Below are 22,055 nucleotides of genomic sequence, written 5' to 3'. Positions count from 1 at the left end.
CATATCCTGTTAGGTGTGCTGACCATGCTGGCGCAGACGGCGCTGGGGCAATCCGCGCAACCCGTGGGCCGGTTTCGCCAGCCCACTACGCAGGTAGGCGCAGTGGTAGAGTACGAGCTGACGTTTCGGCATGCCCCGACCCTGGAGGTTATCTTCCCGGACTCCAGCGCCGACTTCAAGCCATTTGAGTACGTAGGGCACCAGTACTCGCCTACCCGCACCCGCCAGGGCCAGAGCCTGGACCGCGCCGTATACCGCCTGCGTACCTTCGACCTAGCCCCCGAGCAGCAGCTTAGCCTGCCCGTGCTGGTGTTGCGGGGCCGCGACTCCCTGGTAGTACGCACTGCACCAGCGGCCGTGCGTTTACGGTTTCTGGCCCCCACTGTCGACGCCGATCAGCCTCCCGTGCTGCGGGCTACCACAGGACTGGCACCGGTAGAAACCCGGTTTAACTATCCGTACTGGCTGGCGGCTATTGGGGCGGTGCTGGGGTTGACGGGGGCTTTGGTGCTGGTATTCCGGCGGCGCCTGCGCCTGCGCTATCAGCGCTACAAGCTGCGGAAAAACCACGCGTATTTTCTGGCGCAGTACGCCCGGCACATCGAGCGGTTTGCGTTGTCCCGCTCCATCACCAATATGGAGCGTGCCATTACACTCTGGAAAAACTACCTCACCCGCCTCGAGGACAGCAACCTCAACTCCCTTACTACCCGCGAAATAGAAAGCCACTACCAGCATCACCCGGCCGTGAGTCAGGCCCTGCGCGTGGCCGACCGCGTCATCTACGGCAACCTGCTGGACGAGGATGAGTCGCCGGAAATTGACTTGGCCTTCGAGCAGCTGCGGGGCTTTGCGGAAGAGCGGTACCAGCGGGCCGCGGCAGGAGTACAACTCTCCTGAGCAACACCCTGGCCTACCCGCAGCGGCAAACCGTGTGCTCCAACGCTCAGAGCGGCTCTACGGGATTCCGGCGCGGGCGCGTAGCTTTGCCGGACACTACCTTCCCATTCTTACTCTGTACCGGGCACATGCTGACTTTGCTGGACGGGCTGCGCTATTCCACACTTACCGGGTATTCCTGGGAGTGGCCGCGCGTGCTGCTGCTGCTTCCGGCCCTGCCGCTGCTGTTTGCCCTGCGCTGGCTGCTGGCCCACCGCCGCCGCCAGCGCCTGGGCGTGGCGTTTGTAGCTGGCCAGGTGCGCACCGACTGGTCGGCGGTGCTGCGCTTTCTGCCCGATGTGGTGTTGCTGGCCAGCTTGGCCTTTGCCCTGCTGGCCCTGGCCCGCCCCCAGCGCACCGACGAGCGAGTGGTGCAGACCGGGGAAGGCATTGACATCCTGCTGGTGCTGGACGTATCGGGCTCCATGGAGCTGGAAGACCTGCGGCCCAACCGCCTGGAAGCAGCCAAACGCGTGGCCCGTGAGTTTGTGGCCGGCCGCGCCGGGGACCGGATTGGCGTGGTTGTATTTGCCGGCGACGCCTACTCCCTCACCCCGCTTACCACCGACTACGACCTACTGCTCGAAAACCTGGCTGAGCTGCGGCTGGGCATGATAGCCAACGACGGCACCGCCATTGGAACCGCCTTAGGCGTGGCTACCAACCGCCTGCGCGAATCCAAAAGCCGCACAAAAGTCTGCATTCTGCTTTCCGACGGGGAAAATACCGCGGGCAACCTCGACCCGTTGCTGGCCGCGCAACTCGCCCATGCCTACGGGCTGCGGCTCTATACCATTGGCATTGGGCAGGACGGCGCCATTCCCTTTGGCAAAGATGAGCTGGGCCGCCCCCGCTACGTAGAAACCCGCCTCGACGAGGGCACCATGCGCCAGCTGGCCGCGGCCGGCGGGGGCCAGTTCTTTCGCGCCACCGACAACGAAGCCTTACGGGAAGTTTTCGGTCAGATCAACCGCCTGGAAAAGTCCGAAATCAAGCAAACCCGCTTCCGCAACACCACCGATTACTACCGCTACTACCTAGCCTGGAGCCTGGGCCTGTGGCTGCTGTGGCTGGGACTCAAAAACACTTTCCTCACCAACTCGCTTGAAGACTGATGTTGATGTGGTTGAATGTGCTGATGTGAGAAATGTAGTAAATGTGCTAATAAAGGCTAATAATCAGCACATTTCTCACATTAGCACATTGGCAAAGCGGAGCACATTCAACTCACATTAGCGAAGCGCAGCACATTAAGAAAATATGTCCATAGCTGAGAACATCCGATTTTTTGAAGAGCAGCTGGCTGGCACCGGCGCCCGGCTGGTAGTGGTTACCAAAACCCACCCGGTAGAGCGCCTGCAGGAAGCCTACGAGGCCGGAGCCCGCATCTTCGGCGAAAACCGGGTGCAGGAAATGACCGCCAAGCAACCCGAGCTGCCCGCCGACGTGGAGTGGCACCTTATCGGGCACCTGCAAACCAACAAGGTCAAATACATTGCGCCCTTCGTCCACACCGTGCAAAGCCTTGACAGCCTGAAGCTGCTGGAGGAACTGGAAAAGCAGGCCGCCAAACACAACCGCGTTATCGATGCCCTGCTGCAGTTTCATATTGCCGAGGAATACACTAAAACCGGCCTTACCCTGCCGGAAGCGGAGGAAATGCTGACCTCCGCCACCTACCAGGCGCTGCGCCACGTGCGCATCACCGGCGTGATGGGCGTGGCTACGTTCACTCAGGACGAGGCCCAGCTCCGCCGCGAGTTTCAGACGCTGCGCGGCTACTTCGGGCAGCTGCGCACCCGGTACTTTGCCGAGCAGCCCAGCTTCCGGGAAATTTCCATGGGCATGAGCTCCGACTATGCCCTGGCCTTGCAGGAAGGCAGCACCTTCATTCGGGTTGGCAGCGCTATTTTTGGGGCCCGGGGGTAAGTGGGTTAGATGGGTGGTTGCGCTTGTTGGCCAAATATCCAGCTGTATGCACTATCCCCGAAAGCACTACCAAGTTGAACTGCCGCCCGAACAGCAGGCTACTTCGCCATTTCATCGTTCAACAACTTAACCATGCAACTAACTGCCCGCGTAATTCTTCAGCTGGCCGCCGTGCTGGGTTTGCTCAGTGTAGGCATCGGCGCGTTTGCCGCCCACGGCCTGCACGACATGCTCCAGCGCACCAACCGCCTCGACACGTTTGAAACCGCCGTGCGCTACCAATTCTACCATACGCTGGCCTTGGTGGCTGTGGGCGTATTGTTGGCGGCCCGACCCGAGCTGCAGGGTCTGGGCCGTACGGCCGGGCTGTGGCTGGGCGGCATTGTGCTGTTTAGCGGCTCGTTGTATTTGCTGTGCTTTACGGGGTATACTAAGCTGGGGGCCGTCACGCCTATTGGCGGGCTGCTGTTCATCGCGGGCTGGATCAGTCTGCTACTGGTTGCCCGCCAGCTGTAGCCAACCTACTCGGGCTGCACTTGTCCGCCGATGATTACCTGCCGCACGGGGTTTTCGCCTAGCCAGTAGGGTAGCTCCTCGTAGCTGCGCACGTTCAGCACCAGCACGTCGGCGCGCTTGCCGGGCTCCAGGGAGCCGCAGTCGTGCTGGCGGTTGATGGCCCAGGCGGCGTTGATGGTCACAGCGGCCAGCGCCTCGCGCGGAGTGAAGCCCATGTTCAGGCACGCCACCGACTGTGCCAGCCACAGGTTTTTGCTGGGGCAGGAACCGGGGTTGAAATCGGTGCTGAGGGCCACGGGTACGCCCTGCTTAATGAGCTGCCGGCCGGAGGCGTATTGCTGCTGCCGCAGAAACAAGGGCACCAGGGGCAGCAGCACGGCTACCGTGCGGGCCTGCGCGGCCACCCGCGCCGCATCGGCGGCTGATAGGTAGTCGCAGTGGTCTACGCTCACGGCGCCCAGCTCGGCGGCCATGGCGCTGCCGCCCAGGTCGTGGAGCTGCTCGGCGTGGATTTTCAGCTGAAACCCTAACTCTTTAGCTCGCTGCAGGTAGTGGCGCGAATCAGCTACGCTGAAAGCGCCTTCCTCGCTGAAAATATCCACGAACTCGGCTTCCCCGCGCAGTTCCGGCAACACCTCATCCACCAAAAAATCAAGATAATCGGCGGGGCGCCCTTTATACTCGGGTGGTACCACATGCGCGCCCAAAAACGTAGGCACCACCCGCACGGCCTGCTGCCGGCCCGCTTCCCGGGCTACTCGGACCAAGCGCAGCTCCGTGTCGCGGTCGAGGCCGTAGCCGCTCTTGGCTTCCAGCGTGGTAACGCCATACCGCCGAAACCCTTCCAGCTGGTGCAGGGCGCCGGCCAGCAGTTCCTCTTCCGAAGCGGCCCGCGTGGCCCGTACTGTACTCAGAATCCCCCCCCCCGAGGCCAGGATATCAAGGTAGGACTCACCGCGGAGCTTGCGCTGAAACTCGTGCGCCCGGTTGCCGGCGAATACCAGGTGCGTATGACACTCTACCAGCCCGGGCATTACCACGCCGCCGCCAGCATCCAGCACCTGCGTTTCGGGGCCGATGAGGCTGACTGACAGGCTGGACATGGGGCCGTAGGCCTCAATTTTATCGTCGGTACAAGCCAGATACGCATCCCCAACTAATTCCCAATCCTGGAGAAACGAGCCCCGGAGCGGACCACTGCCGGCGCTGCGCATGGTGAGCAATTGACCACAGTTTTGGATAAGCAGCGTACAGGGCATACGGCGGAGTTTATGTAAAAAATCAGGGCCTTTTTTGGACTCAACCGCTAATACACGGATATTTCGAGTGCGGAATGCTGTGGCCCATAGCCTACTACCGCTAAGAAAAGGCGATGGGGCCGATCAAAGGTATTGTTGTTTTTAGCCTGCATAGTCATGATGAACACGTCTACACGCATTTTTTCCGGCCTGCTGTTTTCATTGCTAAGTGCTGGCCTGGCACATGCTCAGCTGCCCACCCAAAGCTTTGCCGTGAGCCGTAGCTGCACGGCGGGCTCGGGTACGGGCTCGGTGCTGCAAAGCATCAATGTGGATGGCTCCCTTTCCACCATCGGGCCGGTACAGGTCGTGAATGGTGACAACACCACGACCCCGCTTATTGTGAATGCGCTGGGCTACGATGAGGACAACACCTCGGTACTCTATGCCCTGGATGTGCCCCAGCAAGTCACGGCGGCCAACTTTGCCACGCCGCCCTCGCTCTACCGCATTGCCCTGGCCACGGGCACGGCCACGCCCCTGGGCAGCGTGACGTCCCCACCCCAGCCTCCTACGGGCACCTCTATTTTTAATCCCGCTTACCGCGTTACCCTCAACTTCATCGGCGACGGCGAAGAGGATGCGGATAACCAGTCCCTGTACTACGTGGGCGGAGTGAGCTTTCGGTTGAACCTTTTGGGGGCGCCGGGTTCGCGCATCAACGATTTTCACTTCTATGTCGGCACCATCCAGCTCAACCAAACCACGGTACCGTTCAATGCGGCCCCTACCTGGCGCGAGCTAAACATCAGCGACCCGGCCACTACCGCCGTGATAAACGCTTACAAAGCCCAGATTGAAAGCTACCTGGCGGCGGGTGCCACGGGTGAGGCCCCCGAAGGGGGTATCCAGGACTGGGTGTATATCCCATCTACGGGCAAACTGGTTAGCTACCTGGGCAAAGACGACCAGTTTCTGACTATTGCCAACCCGGCCACGGCGCCCGTAGCCACAACCGTTACCGTGGCCACGCCCGTGCCCACCATCGAGAACGTGGGCGCCATGTTCCGCGACCGACTCAACCAGGTGTACACCGTGGATGCGGACAACGGCGAAATTCACCGCATCGACTGCATTACGGGCAACTTCACGGGCTCAACGTTCGGCACGGCTTTTGGCTGCTCGCGCGGGGATGCCATGTCGTTTGCTGGTGCTATTCCGCTTCCGGTCACGCTCACCAGCTTCACGGCCCGGCGTCAAAGTGCCGGTGTGGTCTTGAACTGGTCGACGGCAATGGAGGAAGGCGTTTCCCTGTTTCAGGTAGAGCGCAGCCAGGACGGCCGCCAGTGGACCACGCTGCGGCGCGTGCCGGCTACCAACGCCACCCGTGGTCATCGGTATACTTTCACCGACGGCACCCCGGCCCCGGGCCAGACCTACTACCGCCTGGCCATCCTCGACGCCGATGGCACCCTCACTTACTCCGAGATTCGTCAGCTCAACCTGGGCGGGGTAGCTTCTATGCGGGCTTACCCATTGCCAGCCCACCACTCCCTTACCGTGGAGCTGGGCACGCAGCCTCAGAGTCCGCTGGAACTCGTCAACCAGCTGGGCCAGGTGGTGCGTAAGCAGACCGCCGCGGGAGCCACCGTGGAGTTTTCTACCGCCGGGCTGCCGGCCGGAGTGTACTTCCTGCGCACCCACACCGACGGGCAGCCGCTCACCCAACGGGTGCTCATTCAGTAAGCATGCTGCCTGAGCCCCCCGTTCCGCTAATTCTGACGCTTACGCTGGATGCCGCCGCCCAGGCATTCTTCGACCGGCTGCGGCAACAGCATTTTCCCCCGGAACGCAATTATCTGGCGGCGCACCTTACGCTTTTTCATCACCTTTCCAGCCCCGAGCTTCCCAACCTCCTCGAGCAGCTGCGGGAAGAAGCTCACCAAACACCGCCGTTGCCCCTCACCGTAGCCAGCCTGTTGTTTATGGGCCAGGGCGTAGCGTACCGCTGTGAAAACGAGCAGCTGCTGGACCTGCATAGGCGGCTGCAGCGCAGCTGGGGGCCGACGCTTACGCCCCAGGACCGGCAACCCCTGCGCCCGCACGTGACGGTTCAGAACAAGGTAGCGGCCCCCAGGGCCCGGGCGCTGTTTGAGCAGCTCAGTGCCGACTTCACTGCTTTCCAGGCTACGGGCCAGGGCCTGCACCTGTGGGCTTACCGGGGCGGCCCCTGGGAAAGCCTAGCTGAGTTTGCGTTGGAAGGACCAGCGGCTAGACAGTAAGCACGTTGCTTAGCAGCAGAGTCAGCGCTTCGCTGCATCAGGGCTTGCGCCGCTTGGGGGTGATGGTGTGCGTCAGGGCTTTGAACTGGGTTAGCGTGGCTTCTACGTCTGTTGGCGTCATTCCTACCATCGACACGGCCGTGTTGCCAATAACCGACACCTGCTGGTACACCAATACCCGCTGCCCGTTGAGCTGGGCAAAGCCTTCCGTTTCGTAGGTTAAAAGGTCGTTTACTTTGGCCGATGACAGCTTCCGCACGGTGTAGCCCCGCAGCGCGGGGTAGCGCTGCAGCATTTGCTGGCTGATGTCGGCGAGGGTAATACCCAGGTTATAGTCGGCCAGGCGCACGGCTACCGTGGGCGTATTTTCGGCCCGCGGCTGCCCCTTGGGCGTGTAATACAGGGTGCCGGCCTCCGCTTGGGCAAACCGGAAAGGGGTTTTGTCCTCGTCGAACTGGAAGATGGTGGCCGATTGGGAGTTGCTATCTGCGTTTTTCTGGTAGCGGGCCCCCAGCATACTGCGCCGCAGCGCGGTGGCGGTAGCCGTATCGGAAGCCGGGTAGCGGGCTTCCAGCAGCACGGCGAAGGTGGAGTCGCCAAACAAAACCTGCGTGGTTTCCTGCGTGCCCGACTGCCGCACCCGCGCCAGCCGGCCCGGGTAAGAACCCGCCGACACGTCCTGCAGCTCCAGCACCTGTCCACCCCGGGCCGCAAACCGGGTGGCCGTGAAGCTCCCGGCCTGCCGGTAGTAGTTGCCCCCCTGCCCGTCGAACACCTGCAGCACCGCCGCCCCACTGCGTAGGCCCGTCAGGCCCGGGGCCGGGGTAAAGCCTGCGGGGGGTACCAGCCATACGTGCGTACCGGCTACCGGCTGTGCCCCCGCTGCCTGCTGCGCCTGCGCGGGCATTAGCCCACCGCCTACCAGCCAAACCGCTACGCTTACTCCAATAAATGTTTTCATGCGTAGTATTTACCACGGGTGTCTACCCGATTGTGTTCACCACGTTGGATTGAGCTTTTGTCTATCCCGCCTCAACCTGGTATTCCCGCAAATATGGTGGGGTTCGGTAGTTTTGCTACTGCCCCGCCGAAGTCTTTTTTCGGGGCCGCCACTTCCCTAACCTGCTTTGCCGATGAAAGCCTTGCTGCTGATTGATATTCAACCCGATTTTCTGCCCGGCGGCCGGCTGGCCGTACCCGAGGGCGACGCCATTATTCCGCTGGCCAATGCCCTGCAGCCTTATTTTCCGCTGGTAGTAGCTACCCAGGATTGGCACCCGGCCACCCACCAGAGCTTTGCCAGTCAGCACGCGGGGCAGGTGCCCTTCGCGCAGATTGACTTGCACGGCCTGGAGCAGGTGCTCTGGCCCGACCACTGCGTGCAGGGCAGCAGCGGGGCCGAGCTGGCTCCCGCCCTCGACTCCAGCCGCGTGGAGGTTATCTTTCGCAAAGGCACCGACGTCACCATCGACTCCTACAGCGCCTTCTACGACAATGGCCACCGCAAAAGCACCGGACTGGCCGACTACTTGCGCGGCCGCGGCGTGCGCGAAGTGTACGTAGCCGGCTTAGCCGCCGACTACTGCGTGTACTACACGGCCAAGGATGCGCTGCAGGAAGGCTTCGACACGTTCGTGATTGAAGATGCTACCCGGCCCATTTCTCCGGAAGGCTTTGCGCGGGCGAAGGAGGACCTACGCCAGCGCGGCGGCCACCTCATTACTTCCGCACAGGTGCTGGCCGCCCCGGCCGTTTAACCGAGTTCCGGGTACCTTCTGGTCTTTTCCGCCGCGCCTTGGTTTTTATGGTATTTCCCGGCACTGTCAGCATCATCATTCCCACCTACAATGAGGCGGCTCACATTGGGGAGCTGCTGGCGTATCTGGGGGCGGCCGGGGCGGTTGCTCCCGCGGTGGAAATTCTGGTAGCCGACGCGCACAGCCCCGATGACACCGCGCCCGTAGCTGCTGCCGCGGGCGCCCGGGTGGTGCCCTGCCCCCGGAAAGGCCGAGCTGCCCAGCTCAACCACGGGGCCCGGCACGCTACAGGGGCAGTGCTTTACTTCCTGCACGCCGACACCCTGCCTCCCCCCGACTTCCTGACCCGGCTCCGGCAGGCAGTCGGGCAAGACGGTGCGGGCAGCGGCTGCTTCCGGCTACGCTTCAACCACCCGCACTGGTTTCTGCGCCTCAGCGCCTGGTGTACCCGCTTCGACAACGACCTGTTGCGCTTTGGCGACCAGAGCTTGTTTGTGCGGCAGGACGTTTTCTGGCGGGCCGGGGGCTTCAACGAGCAGTTGCTGGTCCTGGAAGACCAGGAAATTGTTGGGCGACTGCGGCGGCACGGCCGGTTTTGTCTCCTGCCCTCGGCCGTCACCACCTCGGCCCGCAAGTACCTAGACAACGGCATATTCCGGCTGCAGGCCATCTTCGGGCTACTTTGCCTGCTCTACCACCTGGGCGTTTCGCAGGCCGGGCTGGTGCGCGTCTACCGCAGGCTTATCCGCCAGGGCAAGGTATAGGCTGGCCTCAAGCTCAACCCATAAAAAAAGCAGCCTGCCTTGGAAGGCAAGCTGCTTTTTTTGTAGGCTCCGAAGAAGCCTAGCGCGAACTAAGCGCGACGTACTTTCACGGCGTTCAAGCCTTTGCGGCCTTCCTGCACGTCAAATTCTACTTTGTCGTTGTCACGGATTTCGTCGATCAGACCGGTCACGTGCACGAAGATGTCTTCGCCGGTTTGGTCGTTTTTGATGAAACCGAAGCCTTTGGTTTCGTTGAAGAATTTTACAGTTCCCGTCTGCATGGTAAATGGAAGTGAAAAAAGGTAGTCAGTTAAGCAAATGTCAGCGGAACCCTACCAACATTCAGCACGCGAATCGGGAGTAGTGGTACGAAGCAAATTGCCATAAACGTGGTAAAGGTAAGATTTTTTTTAAGGTTGCATCGATTGGGCGCTTAACGAGGAAAAATTACTCTCGGCACCCGCCCGGGACAAGGCTAGCAGAGCCGTGCGCAAGCTCGTCGCTAACACTACGTCGGTAATTCCACGGGTGCCAGCCCGGCCGCAGTCCGCAGCAGATCGGGGTTGGCGGAGCCCGCACGCCGGCTTCCGGAAATAGCTAAAACGGGCCTTAAAACAGCTGGCAAACCGGCCCCCCAACCAAGGGAGCAACGGTAGATACTGTACAGCTTGGCTAAACAATCCTCATCTTTTCCCGCTTTCCCCCGTATTTCGTGAGTCTCTTCCTTAATTCTGCATGACAACGACCGAACCTACTGACTCCGCTACCGCTGATGTGGTGCTGATTGGCGCTGGCATTATGAGCGCCACGCTGGGAATGATGCTCAAGGAGCTCCAGCCTGATCTTACCATTGCTATTTATGAGCGCCTGGATGTGGCTGCGGCCGAAAGCTCCGACGCCTGGAACAATGCCGGCACCGGGCACTCGGCCTTCTGCGAGCTGAACTACACCCCCGAAAAGCCCGACGGCAGCATCGACATCAGCAAGGCCATCAAAATTGCCGAGCAGTTTGAGGAGTCGAAGCAGTTCTGGTCGTACCTAGCCGAAACGTATCAGGTAAAGGAGTTGACGCGCTTCATCAACCACATTCCGCACCTGAGCTTTGTGTGGGGCGACAAAAACGTGGATTTCCTGCGCAAGCGCCACGCCGCCCTCACCCAGTCGCCCCTGTTCCAGGGCATGGAGTACACCCAGGACCGCGAAATGCTGGAAAGCTGGATGCCGCTGGTAATGCACGGCCGCGACCCGCAGCAGCCCGTGGCCGCCACCCGCATGGACCTGGGCACCGATGTGAACTTTGGCTCCCTTACCCGGGGCATGTTCACGCTGCTGCAGCAGAAGCCCGGCGTCACGGTCAACTTCCACCACGACGTAGACAAGCTCAAGCAGAAGGAAGACGGTTTGTGGCGCATCAAAGCCAAGGACCTGACTACGGGCGAAGTCAAAAAAACCCGGGCGCCGTTTGTGTTTATTGGCGCCGGTGGCGGCTCCTTGCCCCTGCTCATCAAATCGGGCATTCCGGAAGGCTCGGGCTTCGGTGGCTTCCCCGTGAGTGGGCAGTGGCTGAAGTGCGTGAATCCCGCTGTTATTGCCCAGCACCACGCCAAAGTGTACGGCAAAGCGGCCGTGGGCTCCCCCCCTATGTCGGTGCCCCACCTTGATACCCGCGTCATCAACGGCAAGCAGGAACTGCTATTTGGCCCGTATGCGGGCTTCAGCACCAAGTTCCTCAAGCAAGGTTCTTACTTGGACCTGCCCCTGTCGGTGAAGCTGAGCAACATGCGGCCCATGATTATTGCCGGTCTCAAAAACCTGCCGCTCACCAAGTACCTCATCAACCAGGTAGCCCAGTCGCCGGAAGACCGGCTGGCGGCCCTGCGCGAGTACCTGCCCGAAGCCAAGGCCCAGGACTGGCAGCTGGAAATTGCGGGCCAGCGGGTGCAGGTTATCAAGAAAGACGAAAAAGAAGGCGGCATCCTGGAGTTTGGCACTGAAGTGGTAGCCGCCAAGGACGGCTCCATTGCCGCGCTGCTGGGCGCTTCGCCCGGGGCTTCCACGGCCGTCAGCATCATGATTAATCTTATTCAGCGGTGCTTTCCCGCGCAGTCGGCCACGCCGGCATGGCAAGGCAAGTTCCGGCAGATGCTTCCCTCCTTCGGCCACCACCTGAACGAGGAGCCTCAACTGCTGGCCGAGCTGCGCGCCCACACCAGCCAGGTATTGGGTCTCACAGAAACCGCCCCAACCTCGCACTAATACCGACGTCAATACACTGTTGCAAAGCCACGCTACCGACACCCGGAGCGTGGCTTTTTGCTGTCTGTCCCGAGCTGTTTTGCGTTTGGGTTTGATGCCTTGCAAAGCCTGCCTACTTTTGCGGCGCCAGCGGGCTGGCCTATTCGGTTTCGGCCCGCAGATTCTTTCGACTCATTTTCGCGCGTCTCGGGCGCTCCTCTCAGCCATTTGCCTATGAACCCATTAGCCAGCGTCCGTCAGTTTAATCAGAGCATTTGGCTGGATTACATCCGGCGCAACATTTTAGTGAACGGGGAGCTGGCGCGCCTGCTCACGGAAGATGGCCTGCGCGGGGTCACTTCCAACCCGGCCATCTTCGAGAAGGCCATCGGCGGCAGCGCTGACTACGACGCGGCCATTCAGGCCCTGGCCCAGCAGGGGCTCGGTGCCGAGGCTATTTATGAACAACTCGCCGTGCAGGACGTGCAGCACGCCTGCGACTTGTTGCGCCCGCTCTATGATGCCCCCGACAGCGGCGGTGACGGCTACGTGAGCCTGGAAGTCTCCCCCACGCTGATCCACGACACAGAGGGCACGGTTGCCGAAGGCCTGCGCTTCTGGCACGCCGTGGCCCGGCCCAACGTGATGATCAAGGTCCCCGCTACGCTCGAAGGCCTGCCGGCCATCCACCAGCTCATTGCCCAGGGCGTGAACGTGAACGTGACCCTGATCTTCGGCCTGGAGCGCTATCAGGCCGTGGCCGAGGCCTACCTGCTGGGCCTGGAAGACCGCGCTGCCGCGGGCCTGCCGCTCGCGCGCATCGACTCGGTGGCCAGCTTCTTCTTGTCGCGCATCGATGTGCTGCTGGACCCGCAGCTCGAGCAGCTGGCCCAGCAGGGCGGCGAGCAAGGGGCCACGGCCGCTGCAGCCGTGGGCGAGGTGGCCCTGGCCAGTGCCAAGCAGGCCTACCAGCTTTATAAAGACATTTTCAGCGGGTCGCGCTGGGAGGCCTTACGCGCCCAGGGTGCCGCGCCGCAGCGCCTGCTGTGGGCCAGCACGGGCAACAAAAACCCCAAGTACGACAACCTCAAATACGTCGAGCACCTGATCGGGCCCGAGACGGTGAACACCATTCCGGTGGAAACGCTGGACCTCTACCGCGCAGGCGGGCAGCCGCAGAGCCGCCTGGAAGAAGGCACCGCCGAGGCGGCCGCCGTGCTGGCCAGCCTGCCGGCCCTGGGCATCGACCTCACGCAGGTGGCCCAGCAGCTGGAAGACGAAGGGGGACAGAAGTTCAAGGAGCCGTTTGCCAAGCTGCTGGCCGTGCTGGAAGCCAAGCGTCAGCAGGCGGTAGACGCCGCCGTAGTGCCGGCCGAACTGCACCTGGGCCAATACCAGGCGGAAGTTGACGCCAGCGTAGCCGCTTTCGACGCCCAAAACTTCACCACTGGCTTCTGGAACAAGCAAGGCGATTTGTGGGTGGAAGACGCCACGGCCCAGCAGAGTGTGCGCTCCTTCATGGGCTGGCTGCGCGTGGCCGAGACCATGGTGGGGGCCGTGCCCGAAATCGAGCAGTTTGTGCACGAGGTAAAAGCCGCCGGGTTCAAGCACGTGGTGGTGATGGGCATGGGCGGCAGTAGCATGACGCCCATCGTCTTCAAGCAGGCGTTTGCCAGCCAGGCCAACGGGCTGCCGATGTCGGTGCTGGACACCACCAACCCCGGCTCGGTGCGCGAGATTGAAGAAGCCGTACCGCTGGCTGAGACGCTGTTCGTCGTAGCCAGCAAATCGGGCACTACGGCCGAGCCCCTGGCCTTCGGCGACTACTTCTACGCGCGTATGAAGGAGCTGAAGGGCGAGCGGGCCGGCGAAAACTTCGTGGCCATTACCGACCCGGGTTCCAAGTTTGTGACCCAGGCCACGGCCGAAGGCTACCGCCGCATCTTCCTGAACTTCCCTGAGGTAGGTGGCCGCTTCTCAGCCCTGTCCTACTTCGGTCTGGTGCCTGCGGCCCTGTATGGCTTACCCATCGACGAGATTCTGGCGGGTGCCATTGGCATGATGCGTGCCTGCGGTGCTTACGGCCCCGTGGCGCACAACCCCGGCCTGGAGCTGGGCGTGGCCCTGGGCGTACTGGCCCAGCACGGCCGCGACAAGCTCACGCTGGTAGTACCCGACTCACTCAGCGACCTGGGCCTGTGGCTGGAACAGCTCATTGCCGAAAGCACCGGCAAGGAAGGAAAAGGCATACTACCCCTGGCTGGCGAGCCGCTGACCTCCATAAGCTCTTACGGCACCGACCGCGTGTTTGTGTACGTGGGTTATCAGGGTCAGCCCGACGCCGTAAATGAGCAGCACTTGGCTGCCTTGGAAGCGGCTGGCCACCCCATCGTACGCATTCTGATGAATGATGCGCGCGACCTGGGCGCCGAGTTCTTCCGCTGGGAAGTAGCCACGGCCGTGTCCAGCGCCGTGCTGCGCATCAACCCCTTCGACCAGCCCAACGTGCAGGCCGCCAAAACCGCCACCGACCAACTGATGAAAGTGGTAGTAGAGCAGGGCCAGCTGCCGCAAACCAGCCAGCCTATTGTGCAGGAAAACGGCACGGACTACTACACCGCCGCGCCGGGCCGCAACGCCGAGGAAGTCCTCAAAAGCTTCTTCGGGCAAGCCAACGCCGGTGACTTCCTGTGCATCCAGGCCTACCTGATGGAAACGCCTGCGCTGAACGAAGAGCTGCAGCAGGTGCGTGCGCTGGTACAGGAGCAGCTGCACATTGCCACGGCTTCGGGCTACGGCCCGCGCTTTCTGCACTCTACCGGCCAATACCACAAAGGAGGCCCCGACACCGGCCTTTACCTGCAGCTAACCACCGACCACGCCCAGGACCTCCCCCTGCCCGGGCGGCCCTACACCTTCGGCACCTTCCAGAATGCCCAGGCGGCCGGCGACCTGCAGGCCCTGCAGGATTATAAGCGCCGCACCCTGCGCGTGCATTTCAGCGGCAACCCCACCCAGGGCGTAGCTGCTCTGCTCTCGCAACTACGGACCGTGCTGGCCAAGTAGTCTGTTTGACAAAGCCATCAGCAAGCCAAGGGCTGATCATCACATGATGATCAGCCCTTGGTCGTTCTGAGCAGCATGCAAAGCTGAAACAAGCCTAAGAAGCTAAACCAGCGTCTGTACGCTGCCTGGAGTAGCGCGCTTATTTCGTCGGCAGAAATATTTCGGCCAGCATGCAGCGGACACTGCCACCACCAATGGTTTCGATGGTCGGAATAGACAGCGGCAGCAGCTCACAATAGTGCGCCAGCGCAGTGCGCTGGGCAGGCGTAAATGCCTCAAAAGCACTTTGCGACATAGCCAGCAGCTCGCGGCCCCGGGTGGGCTGCAGGGTAAGCACGTTGCCGGCAAACCGGGAAACCTGCTCCAGGGAAATAGTAATGATTTGGTGCCCGGTGGCCGTGAGAGAATCGACCACGTCGGCCCGCTCCGTGGCATCCCGGATGCTGTCCAGGCAGACCACTGCAAACCGGGCGCCGAGGCCCATCATCACGTTGGTATGGTAGATTTCCTGGCCCTGAGCATCCTGCGCGTGAAAGACCACGGCGCGGTAGCCCAACTGGTCGGCCACTTGCCGGAACAGGGCCGCATCAGTGCGGGGCGAGAGGCAGGCGTAGGCCACGCGGTGTATATGGTCGAAAATGATACTGCCCGTACCTTCCAGAAAACGCCCCTGCTGCTCTGCCCCCGACAAATCAACGACTTCCCGGATCTGAAACTGCTGGGCCAGCGCCGCCAGAATATCAGGGCGCCGCTCAGCCCGGCGGTTGGGCGCGCACATGGGGTAGAGCAGCACGCGCCCGTCGGGGTGCAGCGTAAGCCAGTTGTTGGGAAATACGGCGTCGGGAGTGTGCGGCTCGGGGGTATCGTCGAATACCACTACCGTCATATCGTGGGCACGCAGCTGCGCCGCCATAGCATCGAACTCGGCAAACGCCCTGGTCTGCACTTCCTCCGCCGACAAGCCGCCAATGGTTTGCTGGAAGTGATTGGATAAAGCGGTTTCGGCATTAAACGCGAAACGGGTGGGCCTTACCAGAAAAACGGCACGAGCAGACTGCATACGAAGGGGATAAAGGGTGGCGGCGCAAAGAAACAACCCGCGCCGGATAAGTATTCCGCGCTGCCGGCATCACCCACATTGCAGGCTTTACGCTGCGGTATAGCTACCTGATTCACATCAAGATGTGATTTACGCGAACGGCCGGCTCACGTCCTTTGTGCTGCGGTAGAAACACCCCGACGCCCGAGGGGCCGTCCTCCGCCCATCCACTCTTTCTGCGCTATGAAAATGACGTTATCAAATGGCAAAGTTGCCATCATTGGAGCTGGTCCATCGGGGCTGGCCGCTGCCAAATCGGCTTTGGAGGAAGGCTTGGAGCCCGTGCTTTTCGAGCAAATCGGCCACCTGGGCGGACAGTGGAACCAGGGTGCCCCTCACAGTGGCGTGTGGGCCGCTATGCACACGAATACCAGCGCCATCAACACCCGCTTTTCCGACTTTCCCCACAAAGTCGGGATTTCGCTGTTTCCCCATCACCAGGAAATTCTGCAATACCTCGAAAGCTACGCGAATCATTTCAACCTGCTCCCCTACTTGCGCCTGCATACACGCATCAATAACGTAGCCCGCGGCCCAAAAGGACAGTACATCGTGTGGTCGGTGAACGAACGGCAGGAGCAGCGGGCCGAGCTATTTCAGCACGTCATTGTGGCGTCGGGCCGCTATAATAAGCCGCGCTACGCTTCCCTGCCCGGTCTGGCCGAGTTTGGCGGCCGGGTGCTTCACTCCTTTCACTACCGCAACAGCGCCGACTTTGCGGGCCAGCGGGTCTTGGTAGTAGGCAACAGCATCAGTGGGCTGGAAATTGCCAGTGAATTAGGCCAGAACCCCACGGTGCGGGTGCTGTCGTCCTGCCGCAAGCCGCGTTACATTCTCAGAAAACAGCTGTACGGCCGACCTACCGACTGCGTAGCGTTTACGCGGGCAGCCGTGTACACCAGCCGCGCGCTTGCCCCCGCCCAGGTGGCCGAAGATCTTAAGCAGGTTATTCTAAGCACCTGCGGCAACCCCGCCGACTTTGGCGCCCCTCGCCCGCACGAGAGCCTATTACAAGCGGGCATTTCCATGAACGACCAGTACCTGGATCTGGCCAAGCAAGGGCGCATTTCTGCCCGCGGAGGCGTGGCCTACTTCACCGCCGACAGCGTCGTTTTTCAGGATGGCCAGGCCGAACCAATTGATGCCGTTATCCTTGCTACGGGCTTCGACGTGAACTTGCCTTTCCTGAGCCAAGACATCCGGGACACCCTGCAGGCCGGCACCGACCATATCGACCTGTACCACCACACGTTTCATCCTTGTTTGCCCAATCTGGCCTTTATTGGCATGTTTCCGCAAACGGGGCCTTATTTTCCCGTGGTAGAGTTGCAAGCTCGTTGGATAACGGCTTGCTGGAGCGGAGCCCGCCCCCTGCCTGGCCGCGAGCAAATGGAGGCAGGTCTAGCGGAGTTTCGCTCGTTTAAGCAGAGGCGCTACGAAACTACCCTGCACGAAATGGCCACGCAGCTAGCCGCCGATGCCGGCGTGGCCCCCTCGCTGGAGCGCTACCCCGAGCTGGCCCGGGAACTGCTGTTTGGTCCGCTCACGCCGGCGCAGTTCCGATTGGAAGGCCACGGGGCTTTGCCCGGCGCCCTAGCCGATTACCTGCAGTGCCTCGAGCAGATTGGCTCCTACGCCGGTCTACCGCTCGCAGAACCCCAATACCAGCAGTTACAACAACTCCTGGAGGCTCTGCCCCAGGAAACTACCCTCCACCTGCTGAGCAAAGAGCTGGAAACACAAGCTGAACCAGCACTTTAAACACGTAGGTTTACCTGATCAACCGGCTGCCGCCCGATTACCGGCAGCCGGTTGCCAGCTGTAACCTGAAAGGCTGCTTAGCAGATACAGCAGGCTACAGCTGCTTTGTCAGCAGCAAACCGCCATACGAGTAGCCATTGGCATTCAGTCCCTGCATCGGCACCAGCGAAACGCCCGTGCGCCCGGTGGTTTTATGGAGCTGAGGGACCACAACGCCCATGGTAGCACCCACGGCATAGCCCACCAGATTGTCGGAAAGAAAGTGTTTGCCCGCCTCCATGCGGTAGTAGGCTACAGCTGCCGGCACTAGCGCGGCCGCGCCCCACACAAACGGCTCGGCCGGCGAGTCGGGGTTGAAGTCGTGGAAAACCTTGGCCGCAAAGAAAGTGGCCGTGGCCGTGTGTGCCGTATGGCCCGCAAAAAACGAGTTGGTGGCAATGCGGCTGCTGCGCTTGTTCTCCGGGCCCTCGGTGCCGTAGAGAAAGGGTCGGTAGCGCGTTACGGTGCCTACCGACATGGTAAATACCGCGTCGGTAGCCAGCATCGTTTGCAGGTAAAGGGCCGCCACCTGTCCGTAGCGGCCGCGGGCGTTATCGTTCAGCACCAACAACCCCGGCGCCACCAGCAGGGAGCCGTAGCACAGCACGTCGCTGTTCAGCTGCGCCTGGTCACTGTAGTTACCAGCCACAAACCGGTCGAATTTGGGCACGTCGTTTTTGTTGAGGGCGGCGAGCTGCTGCTGGGAAAGACCGTTTTTCTGCTGTACCAAATACAGCCCCAGGCCGCTCACGGCCCCCAGCCCCACCGTAATGGGCGCATCTACCACAAAGCGCGTGCGATACGGAGACTCGGCCTGCTGGGCCTTGGCAACGGGGGCAGCGGAAACCCCAAGGGAAACACTCAGAACAAGAGAGGCAATACGCTTCATAGGCAGGGGAAATGAAGCTCATCAAACGGGCGGGGCCGGAATTTGGTTAGCTTACCCGGGCTCTGCTACGCTAAGCCAAGCACGCGCCGCGGCCATCAGGGCGGGGCTGATAAAGCGCATAGGAATGCGGGTGCTGCCAGCCTGCACGTGGGAGGTATACTGGGTAGACCAGAGAAATGTGCTGGAATGCACCGGCCCGATAGCGGCCCAGGGAATAAGCAAAGGCGGGTGCCCCACCCGAAACAGGACGATGGGCTGCAACCCCAGGCCTTCCGGCGTCACCACTGCCAGCAGCGCGTGGCTATAATGCACGAAGCCCAGGCTGACCTGGGTTACGGCTAGCTGTTCGCCGGGCGGCAAACCCGTCACCGCAAAGTGGCGGGCCAAGGGCTGCCAGGCCAACTGAGCCAGCAGCGCGACTACCAGGCACCAGAAGGCCGCAAAGCCCAGTAAGAACGTCGGAACTAGCCAGATAAGATGATAGGACATGCTCTGCCCTACGCAAAAAGTACCTGGACCGACCGAAGCCTGTACTACGGCCACAAAAAAAAGAAGCATGCCAGGTGGCATGCTTCTTTGCTTCCAGAAGGAAGTAGGCGGTAATTAAGCGCGACGCACTTTTACAGCGCTCAGGCCTTTACGGCCTTCTTCTACCTCGAACTCAACTTTATCGTTGTCGCGAATTTCGTCGATCAGACCTGTTACGTGAACGAATACGTCCTGGCCGGTGGCAGAATCGTTGATGAAACCAAAACCTTTGGTCTCATTGAAGAATTTTACTGTTCCTGTTGACATGATGCTTTAGGAAAGAAATGAAAAAATAGCAACTGGCAACGAAACTCTACGATTACTCAACACGCGAACCAATGGTAGTGACACGAGGCAATTTGCCTTAAACAGTGTAAACGTACGCCTTTTTTTTGACCAGCAAAGCATTAGCTGCTATATAAGTCCAGCGGCCGTTCACGATAAGCCCAACGACTCGCCTCCGGTTTAGGTTCAAGCGGCTTGCATTTTACGGCAGCCCCGTCCCCACTTAGGCGGGGTGAGGTTAGGTTTATTCCGGAAAAAGCGACGTGCATCCCGCACCAGGGCGGTTTTTGGTCTTCACTGTGGAGTTTGCCGGAAATGGTAATTTTACCGACCCGCGGCCTCGGAGCCAGCGCCGGCCGGCCTGTTTTGCTTGTTTTATCTTTTGCTTTTTTTCCTCATGATTGAATTGCAGCCCTTCACGGAAGCCGACTTTCCGCAGCTCATTGCCTGGATAGATAACGAACGGCTGCTGAAGGAATGGTCGGGCGGGCTGTTTTCCTTTCCCCTCACTGCCGAAAAGCTGCACTGGTACATCGAAGGCACCAACGACCCGCAGCACTCCGATGCCTTTGTGTATAAGGCCGTAGATACCAGTACGGGCCAGACCATCGGGCACATTTCCCTGGGCAGCCTCAGCGAAACCAACAAGGCAGCGCGCCTGACCCGCGTGCTGGTCGGCGACGCGGCGCGCGGGCGCGGCTACTGCCAGGCCATGATTAAGGCCGCGCTGGCCATTGGCTTTGAGGAGCTAAAGCTGCACCGCATCAGCCTGGGCGTATACGATTTCAACCAGTCGGCTATTGGGTGCTACAAGCGCGCGGGCTTTCAGCAGGAAGGCATTCTGCGCGACGTGGTCCGGTACGAGGATGGCTACTGGTCGCTGGTAGAAATGGGGATTCTGGAGCCGGAGTGGCGCCAGCGGCAGGCCGCTGCGCAGCAGTAAACGGGAGGCAGGCCAAGTGCTTCTATCCTGCCAGCCTGGCCGCTCCGGGAGGCATCCCCATGGCCGGACTGGGATAACCTTCCCGAAGCAGAACAGTACTACCCTCTTCCGGGTTGAGCACCGGGCCCTGGTTGCCCGCGTACTTTGCCCCATCCATTCAGCGCCTGTTCCTTTCAGCCCATGACCTCCGTAGCCCCCGATCAAACGCCTTTGCCAGCTGGCAGCCCCACTGCTTCCCCCCTTATTGTGCTGGCCGGGGCGACCGGCGCCCTGGGCTTGCTGATTGCGCATCACCTGCGCCAGCGCGGGGTCCATGTGCGGGCCCTGGTACGGCCCGGAGCCGGCACCAGGGCCGAGGCTGCTTCCCTGCAGCTCCAAGGGATAGACGTGCGTGAAGTGAATTACGACAGCGTAGCGGACCTAACTGAGGCATGCGCTGGCGCCGCCTGCGTGGTATCGGCCTTATCGGGACTGCGCGAAGTGATTGTGGAAGCGCAGTCGCGCCTGCTGGAGGCGGCCGTAGCGGCGGGCGTCCCCCGCTTTATTCCGTCGGACTTTTCCGCCGACTTCACCCGCCTGCCTGAGGGCAGCAACCGCAACTTCGATTTGCGCCGGGAGTTTCAGCGGCGGCTGGATGCGGCCCCTATTCAGGCGACGTCCATCCTCAACGGCATGTTTATGGAGCTGCTGAAAGGCCAGGCTCCCGTGGTGCTCCAGGGTCCGCGCCGGATTCTGTACTGGGGCAGCGCCGACCAGCCGCTGGATTTCACGACCATGGTAAACACCGCCGAGTTTACCGCCGCCGCCGCCCTCGACCCTACCACGCCCCGCTACCTGCGCGTTGCGGGCGACGTGGCCAGCCCGCGCGAGTTGCAGGCCGCCGCTCAGGCCGCTACGGGCAAGCCTTTCAAGCTGCTGCGCCCCGGGGGCCTCGGCGCTTTTGGTGTCGTCATCAAGCTCACCAAGGCGCTGGCACCTGCCCCTAACGAGGTGTTTCCACCCTGGCAGGGCATGCAGTACATGCACAACATGTTTAGCGGCCAGGCTAAGCTTCACCCCCTCGACAACGCCCGCTACCCCGGCATCCGCTGGACGTCGGTGCGGGAGCTGCTCACCGCCAGCCAGGGCCGAAGCTGATTTGTTCCCACCAACGCGCAACGGGCGGACCGCACATCCGCCGGGCGTGGCAGGTACGGATTGTCTTTTCCTGACGAAGGCGCTGCAACCAATGGAACCGGGATGCTCAGGGCTGGAGCCGCGGCCACCGCAGGAACAGGCCCCGGGAGTCTTCGGTTTGCAGGTCCAGCTGGCGGGGTTTGGACAGGCGGGGCGGGGCCGCTGCCAGGGGCTGCAGGGAACCATCGGCGGCTACCAGCGCCAGGTTCTGGTAGGCAATGAAAATCACCACCTGGTCGCCGGTCTGATAATAACGCAGAAAGGATTGTAAATCGGCCTGGGGCTTTTCTACCCGCAGGGTGGGCAGCACGGGCCGCCCCCGCCGTACGAGCGTGACCTCGGCGTGCCGAAACCGGTAGACGGCGGCCGGACAGCCGGGCGCCGGCAACACGCGCAGCGTAACGGGCCGGGCCAGCGCCCTGGCATCGGCCGGCATTTCTACGCCATCCTGAAACAGCTTCAGGGTGGGCAACGCGCAGGGTGCCTGGGCCGTGGCCGTAGCGGCCCCAAACAGCAGCGGCAGAAACAGGACGTTGTGCATACGCCTACAAGGTAGCCACCTTGGTGCCATTTAGCTGCCCGCCTGCGATTCAGCGGAAAAATGCCGGG

21 protein-coding genes are annotated in these 22,055 nt (G+C 61.5%); 13 read left to right on the top strand and 8 right to left on the bottom strand.

From position 1 onward, the window contains the following. The first annotated feature begins 15 nt into the window (after window positions 1-15). From FY528_RS00320 to FY528_RS00305, 4 genes are all read left to right on the top strand, one after another. The gene (locus tag FY528_RS00320; RefSeq protein WP_187631928.1) at window positions 16-900 is read left to right on the top strand and encodes a hypothetical protein; all 885 of its coding nucleotides are present in this window, start codon (window positions 16-18) and stop codon (window positions 898-900) included. Between the two features lie 128 nt (window positions 901-1,028). Next, the gene (locus tag FY528_RS00315; protein ID WP_149068998.1) at window positions 1,029-2,054 is read left to right on the top strand and encodes a vWA domain-containing protein; all 1,026 of its coding nucleotides are present in this window, start codon (window positions 1,029-1,031) and stop codon (window positions 2,052-2,054) included. A 145-nt stretch (window positions 2,055-2,199) separates the two neighbouring features. Then, entirely contained in the window at window positions 2,200-2,868 is a 669-nt protein-coding gene (locus FY528_RS00310) for a YggS family pyridoxal phosphate-dependent enzyme (protein WP_149068997.1), read from the top strand. Between the two features lie 132 nt (window positions 2,869-3,000). Continuing rightward, entirely contained in the window at window positions 3,001-3,384 is a 384-nt protein-coding gene (locus FY528_RS00305) for a DUF423 domain-containing protein (RefSeq protein ID WP_149068996.1), read from the top strand. Between the two features lie 5 nt (window positions 3,385-3,389). Here FY528_RS00305 and hutI read toward each other — a convergent pair whose 3' ends face one another. Continuing rightward, a complete protein-coding gene (hutI, locus tag FY528_RS00300; protein ID WP_149068995.1) occupies window positions 3,390-4,643 on the bottom strand; it encodes an imidazolonepropionase in 1,254 nt (417 codons plus the stop codon). Window positions 4,644-4,799: 156 nt separating this feature from the next. On the opposite strand from hutI, the gene FY528_RS00295 reads away from it, so the two are divergent. Both FY528_RS00295 and FY528_RS00290 read left to right on the top strand, forming a co-directional pair. Continuing rightward, entirely contained in the window at window positions 4,800-6,368 is a 1,569-nt protein-coding gene (locus FY528_RS00295) for a T9SS type A sorting domain-containing protein (RefSeq protein WP_149068994.1), read from the top strand. Window positions 6,369-6,370: 2 nt separating this feature from the next. After that, window positions 6,371-6,904: a 2'-5' RNA ligase family protein gene (locus FY528_RS00290; RefSeq protein WP_149068993.1), complete on the top strand. Its 534-nt coding sequence runs from the start codon at window positions 6,371-6,373 to the stop codon at window positions 6,902-6,904. A gap of 37 nt (window positions 6,905-6,941) precedes the next feature. Here the strand turns inward: FY528_RS00290 and FY528_RS00285 are convergent, their stop codons facing one another. Further along, a complete protein-coding gene (locus FY528_RS00285) occupies window positions 6,942-7,865 on the bottom strand; it encodes a hypothetical protein (RefSeq protein ID WP_149068992.1) in 924 nt (307 codons plus the stop codon). A gap of 172 nt (window positions 7,866-8,037) precedes the next feature. Between FY528_RS00285 and pncA the strand changes: the two genes are divergently transcribed. Continuing rightward, complete coding sequence (pncA, locus tag FY528_RS00280) at window positions 8,038-8,661, top strand: bifunctional nicotinamidase/pyrazinamidase (RefSeq protein WP_149068991.1); 624 nt, start codon at window positions 8,038-8,040, stop codon at window positions 8,659-8,661. Between the two features lie 47 nt (window positions 8,662-8,708). Continuing rightward, window positions 8,709-9,425 carry a TIGR04283 family arsenosugar biosynthesis glycosyltransferase gene (locus FY528_RS00275; protein WP_149068990.1) on the top strand — a complete coding sequence of 239 codons (717 nt, stop codon included), beginning with the start codon at window positions 8,709-8,711 and terminating at the stop codon, window positions 9,423-9,425. 89 nt (window positions 9,426-9,514) lie between these two features. On the opposite strand, the gene FY528_RS00270 is transcribed toward FY528_RS00275, so the two are convergent. Further along, window positions 9,515-9,706, bottom strand: a complete 192-nt coding sequence (locus FY528_RS00270) for a cold-shock protein (protein ID WP_149068989.1) — start codon at window positions 9,704-9,706, stop codon at window positions 9,515-9,517. A gap of 454 nt (window positions 9,707-10,160) precedes the next feature. Between FY528_RS00270 and FY528_RS00265 the strand changes: the two genes are divergently transcribed. Both FY528_RS00265 and FY528_RS00260 read left to right on the top strand, forming a co-directional pair. After that, a complete protein-coding gene (locus FY528_RS00265; RefSeq protein ID WP_149068988.1) occupies window positions 10,161-11,681 on the top strand; it encodes a malate:quinone oxidoreductase in 1,521 nt (506 codons plus the stop codon). Between the two features lie 213 nt (window positions 11,682-11,894). Continuing rightward, window positions 11,895-14,726, top strand: a complete 2,832-nt coding sequence (locus tag FY528_RS00260) for a bifunctional transaldolase/phosoglucose isomerase (protein WP_149068987.1) — start codon at window positions 11,895-11,897, stop codon at window positions 14,724-14,726. Between the two features lie 139 nt (window positions 14,727-14,865). On the opposite strand, the gene ctlX is transcribed toward FY528_RS00260, so the two are convergent. Next, the gene (gene ctlX, locus FY528_RS00255; RefSeq protein ID WP_149068986.1) at window positions 14,866-15,786 is read right to left on the bottom strand and encodes a citrulline utilization hydrolase CtlX; all 921 of its coding nucleotides are present in this window, start codon (window positions 15,784-15,786) and stop codon (window positions 14,866-14,868) included. 228 nt (window positions 15,787-16,014) lie between these two features. Here ctlX and FY528_RS00250 point away from each other — a divergent pair, with 228 nt between their 5' ends. Beyond that, window positions 16,015-17,586 (top strand): flavin-containing monooxygenase, encoded by a 1,572-nt coding sequence (locus FY528_RS00250; RefSeq protein WP_187631927.1) that lies wholly within the window; start codon window positions 16,015-16,017, stop codon window positions 17,584-17,586. A gap of 94 nt (window positions 17,587-17,680) precedes the next feature. Here FY528_RS00250 and FY528_RS00245 read toward each other — a convergent pair whose 3' ends face one another. The 3 genes from FY528_RS00245 to FY528_RS00235 all read right to left on the bottom strand — a co-directional run bounded on the left by FY528_RS00245 (window position 17,681) and on the right by FY528_RS00235 (window position 19,309). Next, a complete protein-coding gene (locus tag FY528_RS00245; protein ID WP_149068984.1) occupies window positions 17,681-18,514 on the bottom strand; it encodes a phosphatase PAP2 family protein in 834 nt (277 codons plus the stop codon). 51 nt (window positions 18,515-18,565) lie between these two features. Beyond that, window positions 18,566-19,003 (bottom strand): hypothetical protein, encoded by a 438-nt coding sequence (locus FY528_RS00240; RefSeq protein WP_149068983.1) that lies wholly within the window; start codon window positions 19,001-19,003, stop codon window positions 18,566-18,568. Between the two features lie 114 nt (window positions 19,004-19,117). Further along, window positions 19,118-19,309, bottom strand: a complete 192-nt coding sequence (locus FY528_RS00235; protein ID WP_149068982.1) for a cold-shock protein — start codon at window positions 19,307-19,309, stop codon at window positions 19,118-19,120. A 415-nt stretch (window positions 19,310-19,724) separates the two neighbouring features. Here FY528_RS00235 and FY528_RS00230 point away from each other — a divergent pair, with 415 nt between their 5' ends. Beyond that, window positions 19,725-20,270 (top strand): GNAT family N-acetyltransferase, encoded by a 546-nt coding sequence (locus FY528_RS00230; protein WP_149068981.1) that lies wholly within the window; start codon window positions 19,725-19,727, stop codon window positions 20,268-20,270. Between the two features lie 180 nt (window positions 20,271-20,450). Next, the gene (locus FY528_RS00225; protein ID WP_149068980.1) at window positions 20,451-21,407 is read left to right on the top strand and encodes an NmrA family NAD(P)-binding protein; all 957 of its coding nucleotides are present in this window, start codon (window positions 20,451-20,453) and stop codon (window positions 21,405-21,407) included. Window positions 21,408-21,513: 106 nt separating this feature from the next. On the opposite strand, the gene FY528_RS00220 is transcribed toward FY528_RS00225, so the two are convergent. Further along, a complete protein-coding gene (locus FY528_RS00220; RefSeq protein ID WP_149068979.1) occupies window positions 21,514-21,987 on the bottom strand; it encodes a hypothetical protein in 474 nt (157 codons plus the stop codon). Between the last annotated feature and the right edge of the window lie 68 nt (window positions 21,988-22,055).

The organism is Hymenobacter lutimineralis (genome assembly GCF_008271285.1).
In the GTDB taxonomy this organism is placed as follows: domain Bacteria; phylum Bacteroidota; class Bacteroidia; order Cytophagales; family Hymenobacteraceae; genus Hymenobacter; species Hymenobacter lutimineralis.
The sequence above is the reverse complement of the archived record's forward strand: the minus strand, read 5'-3'. Positions and strand labels throughout refer to the sequence as shown.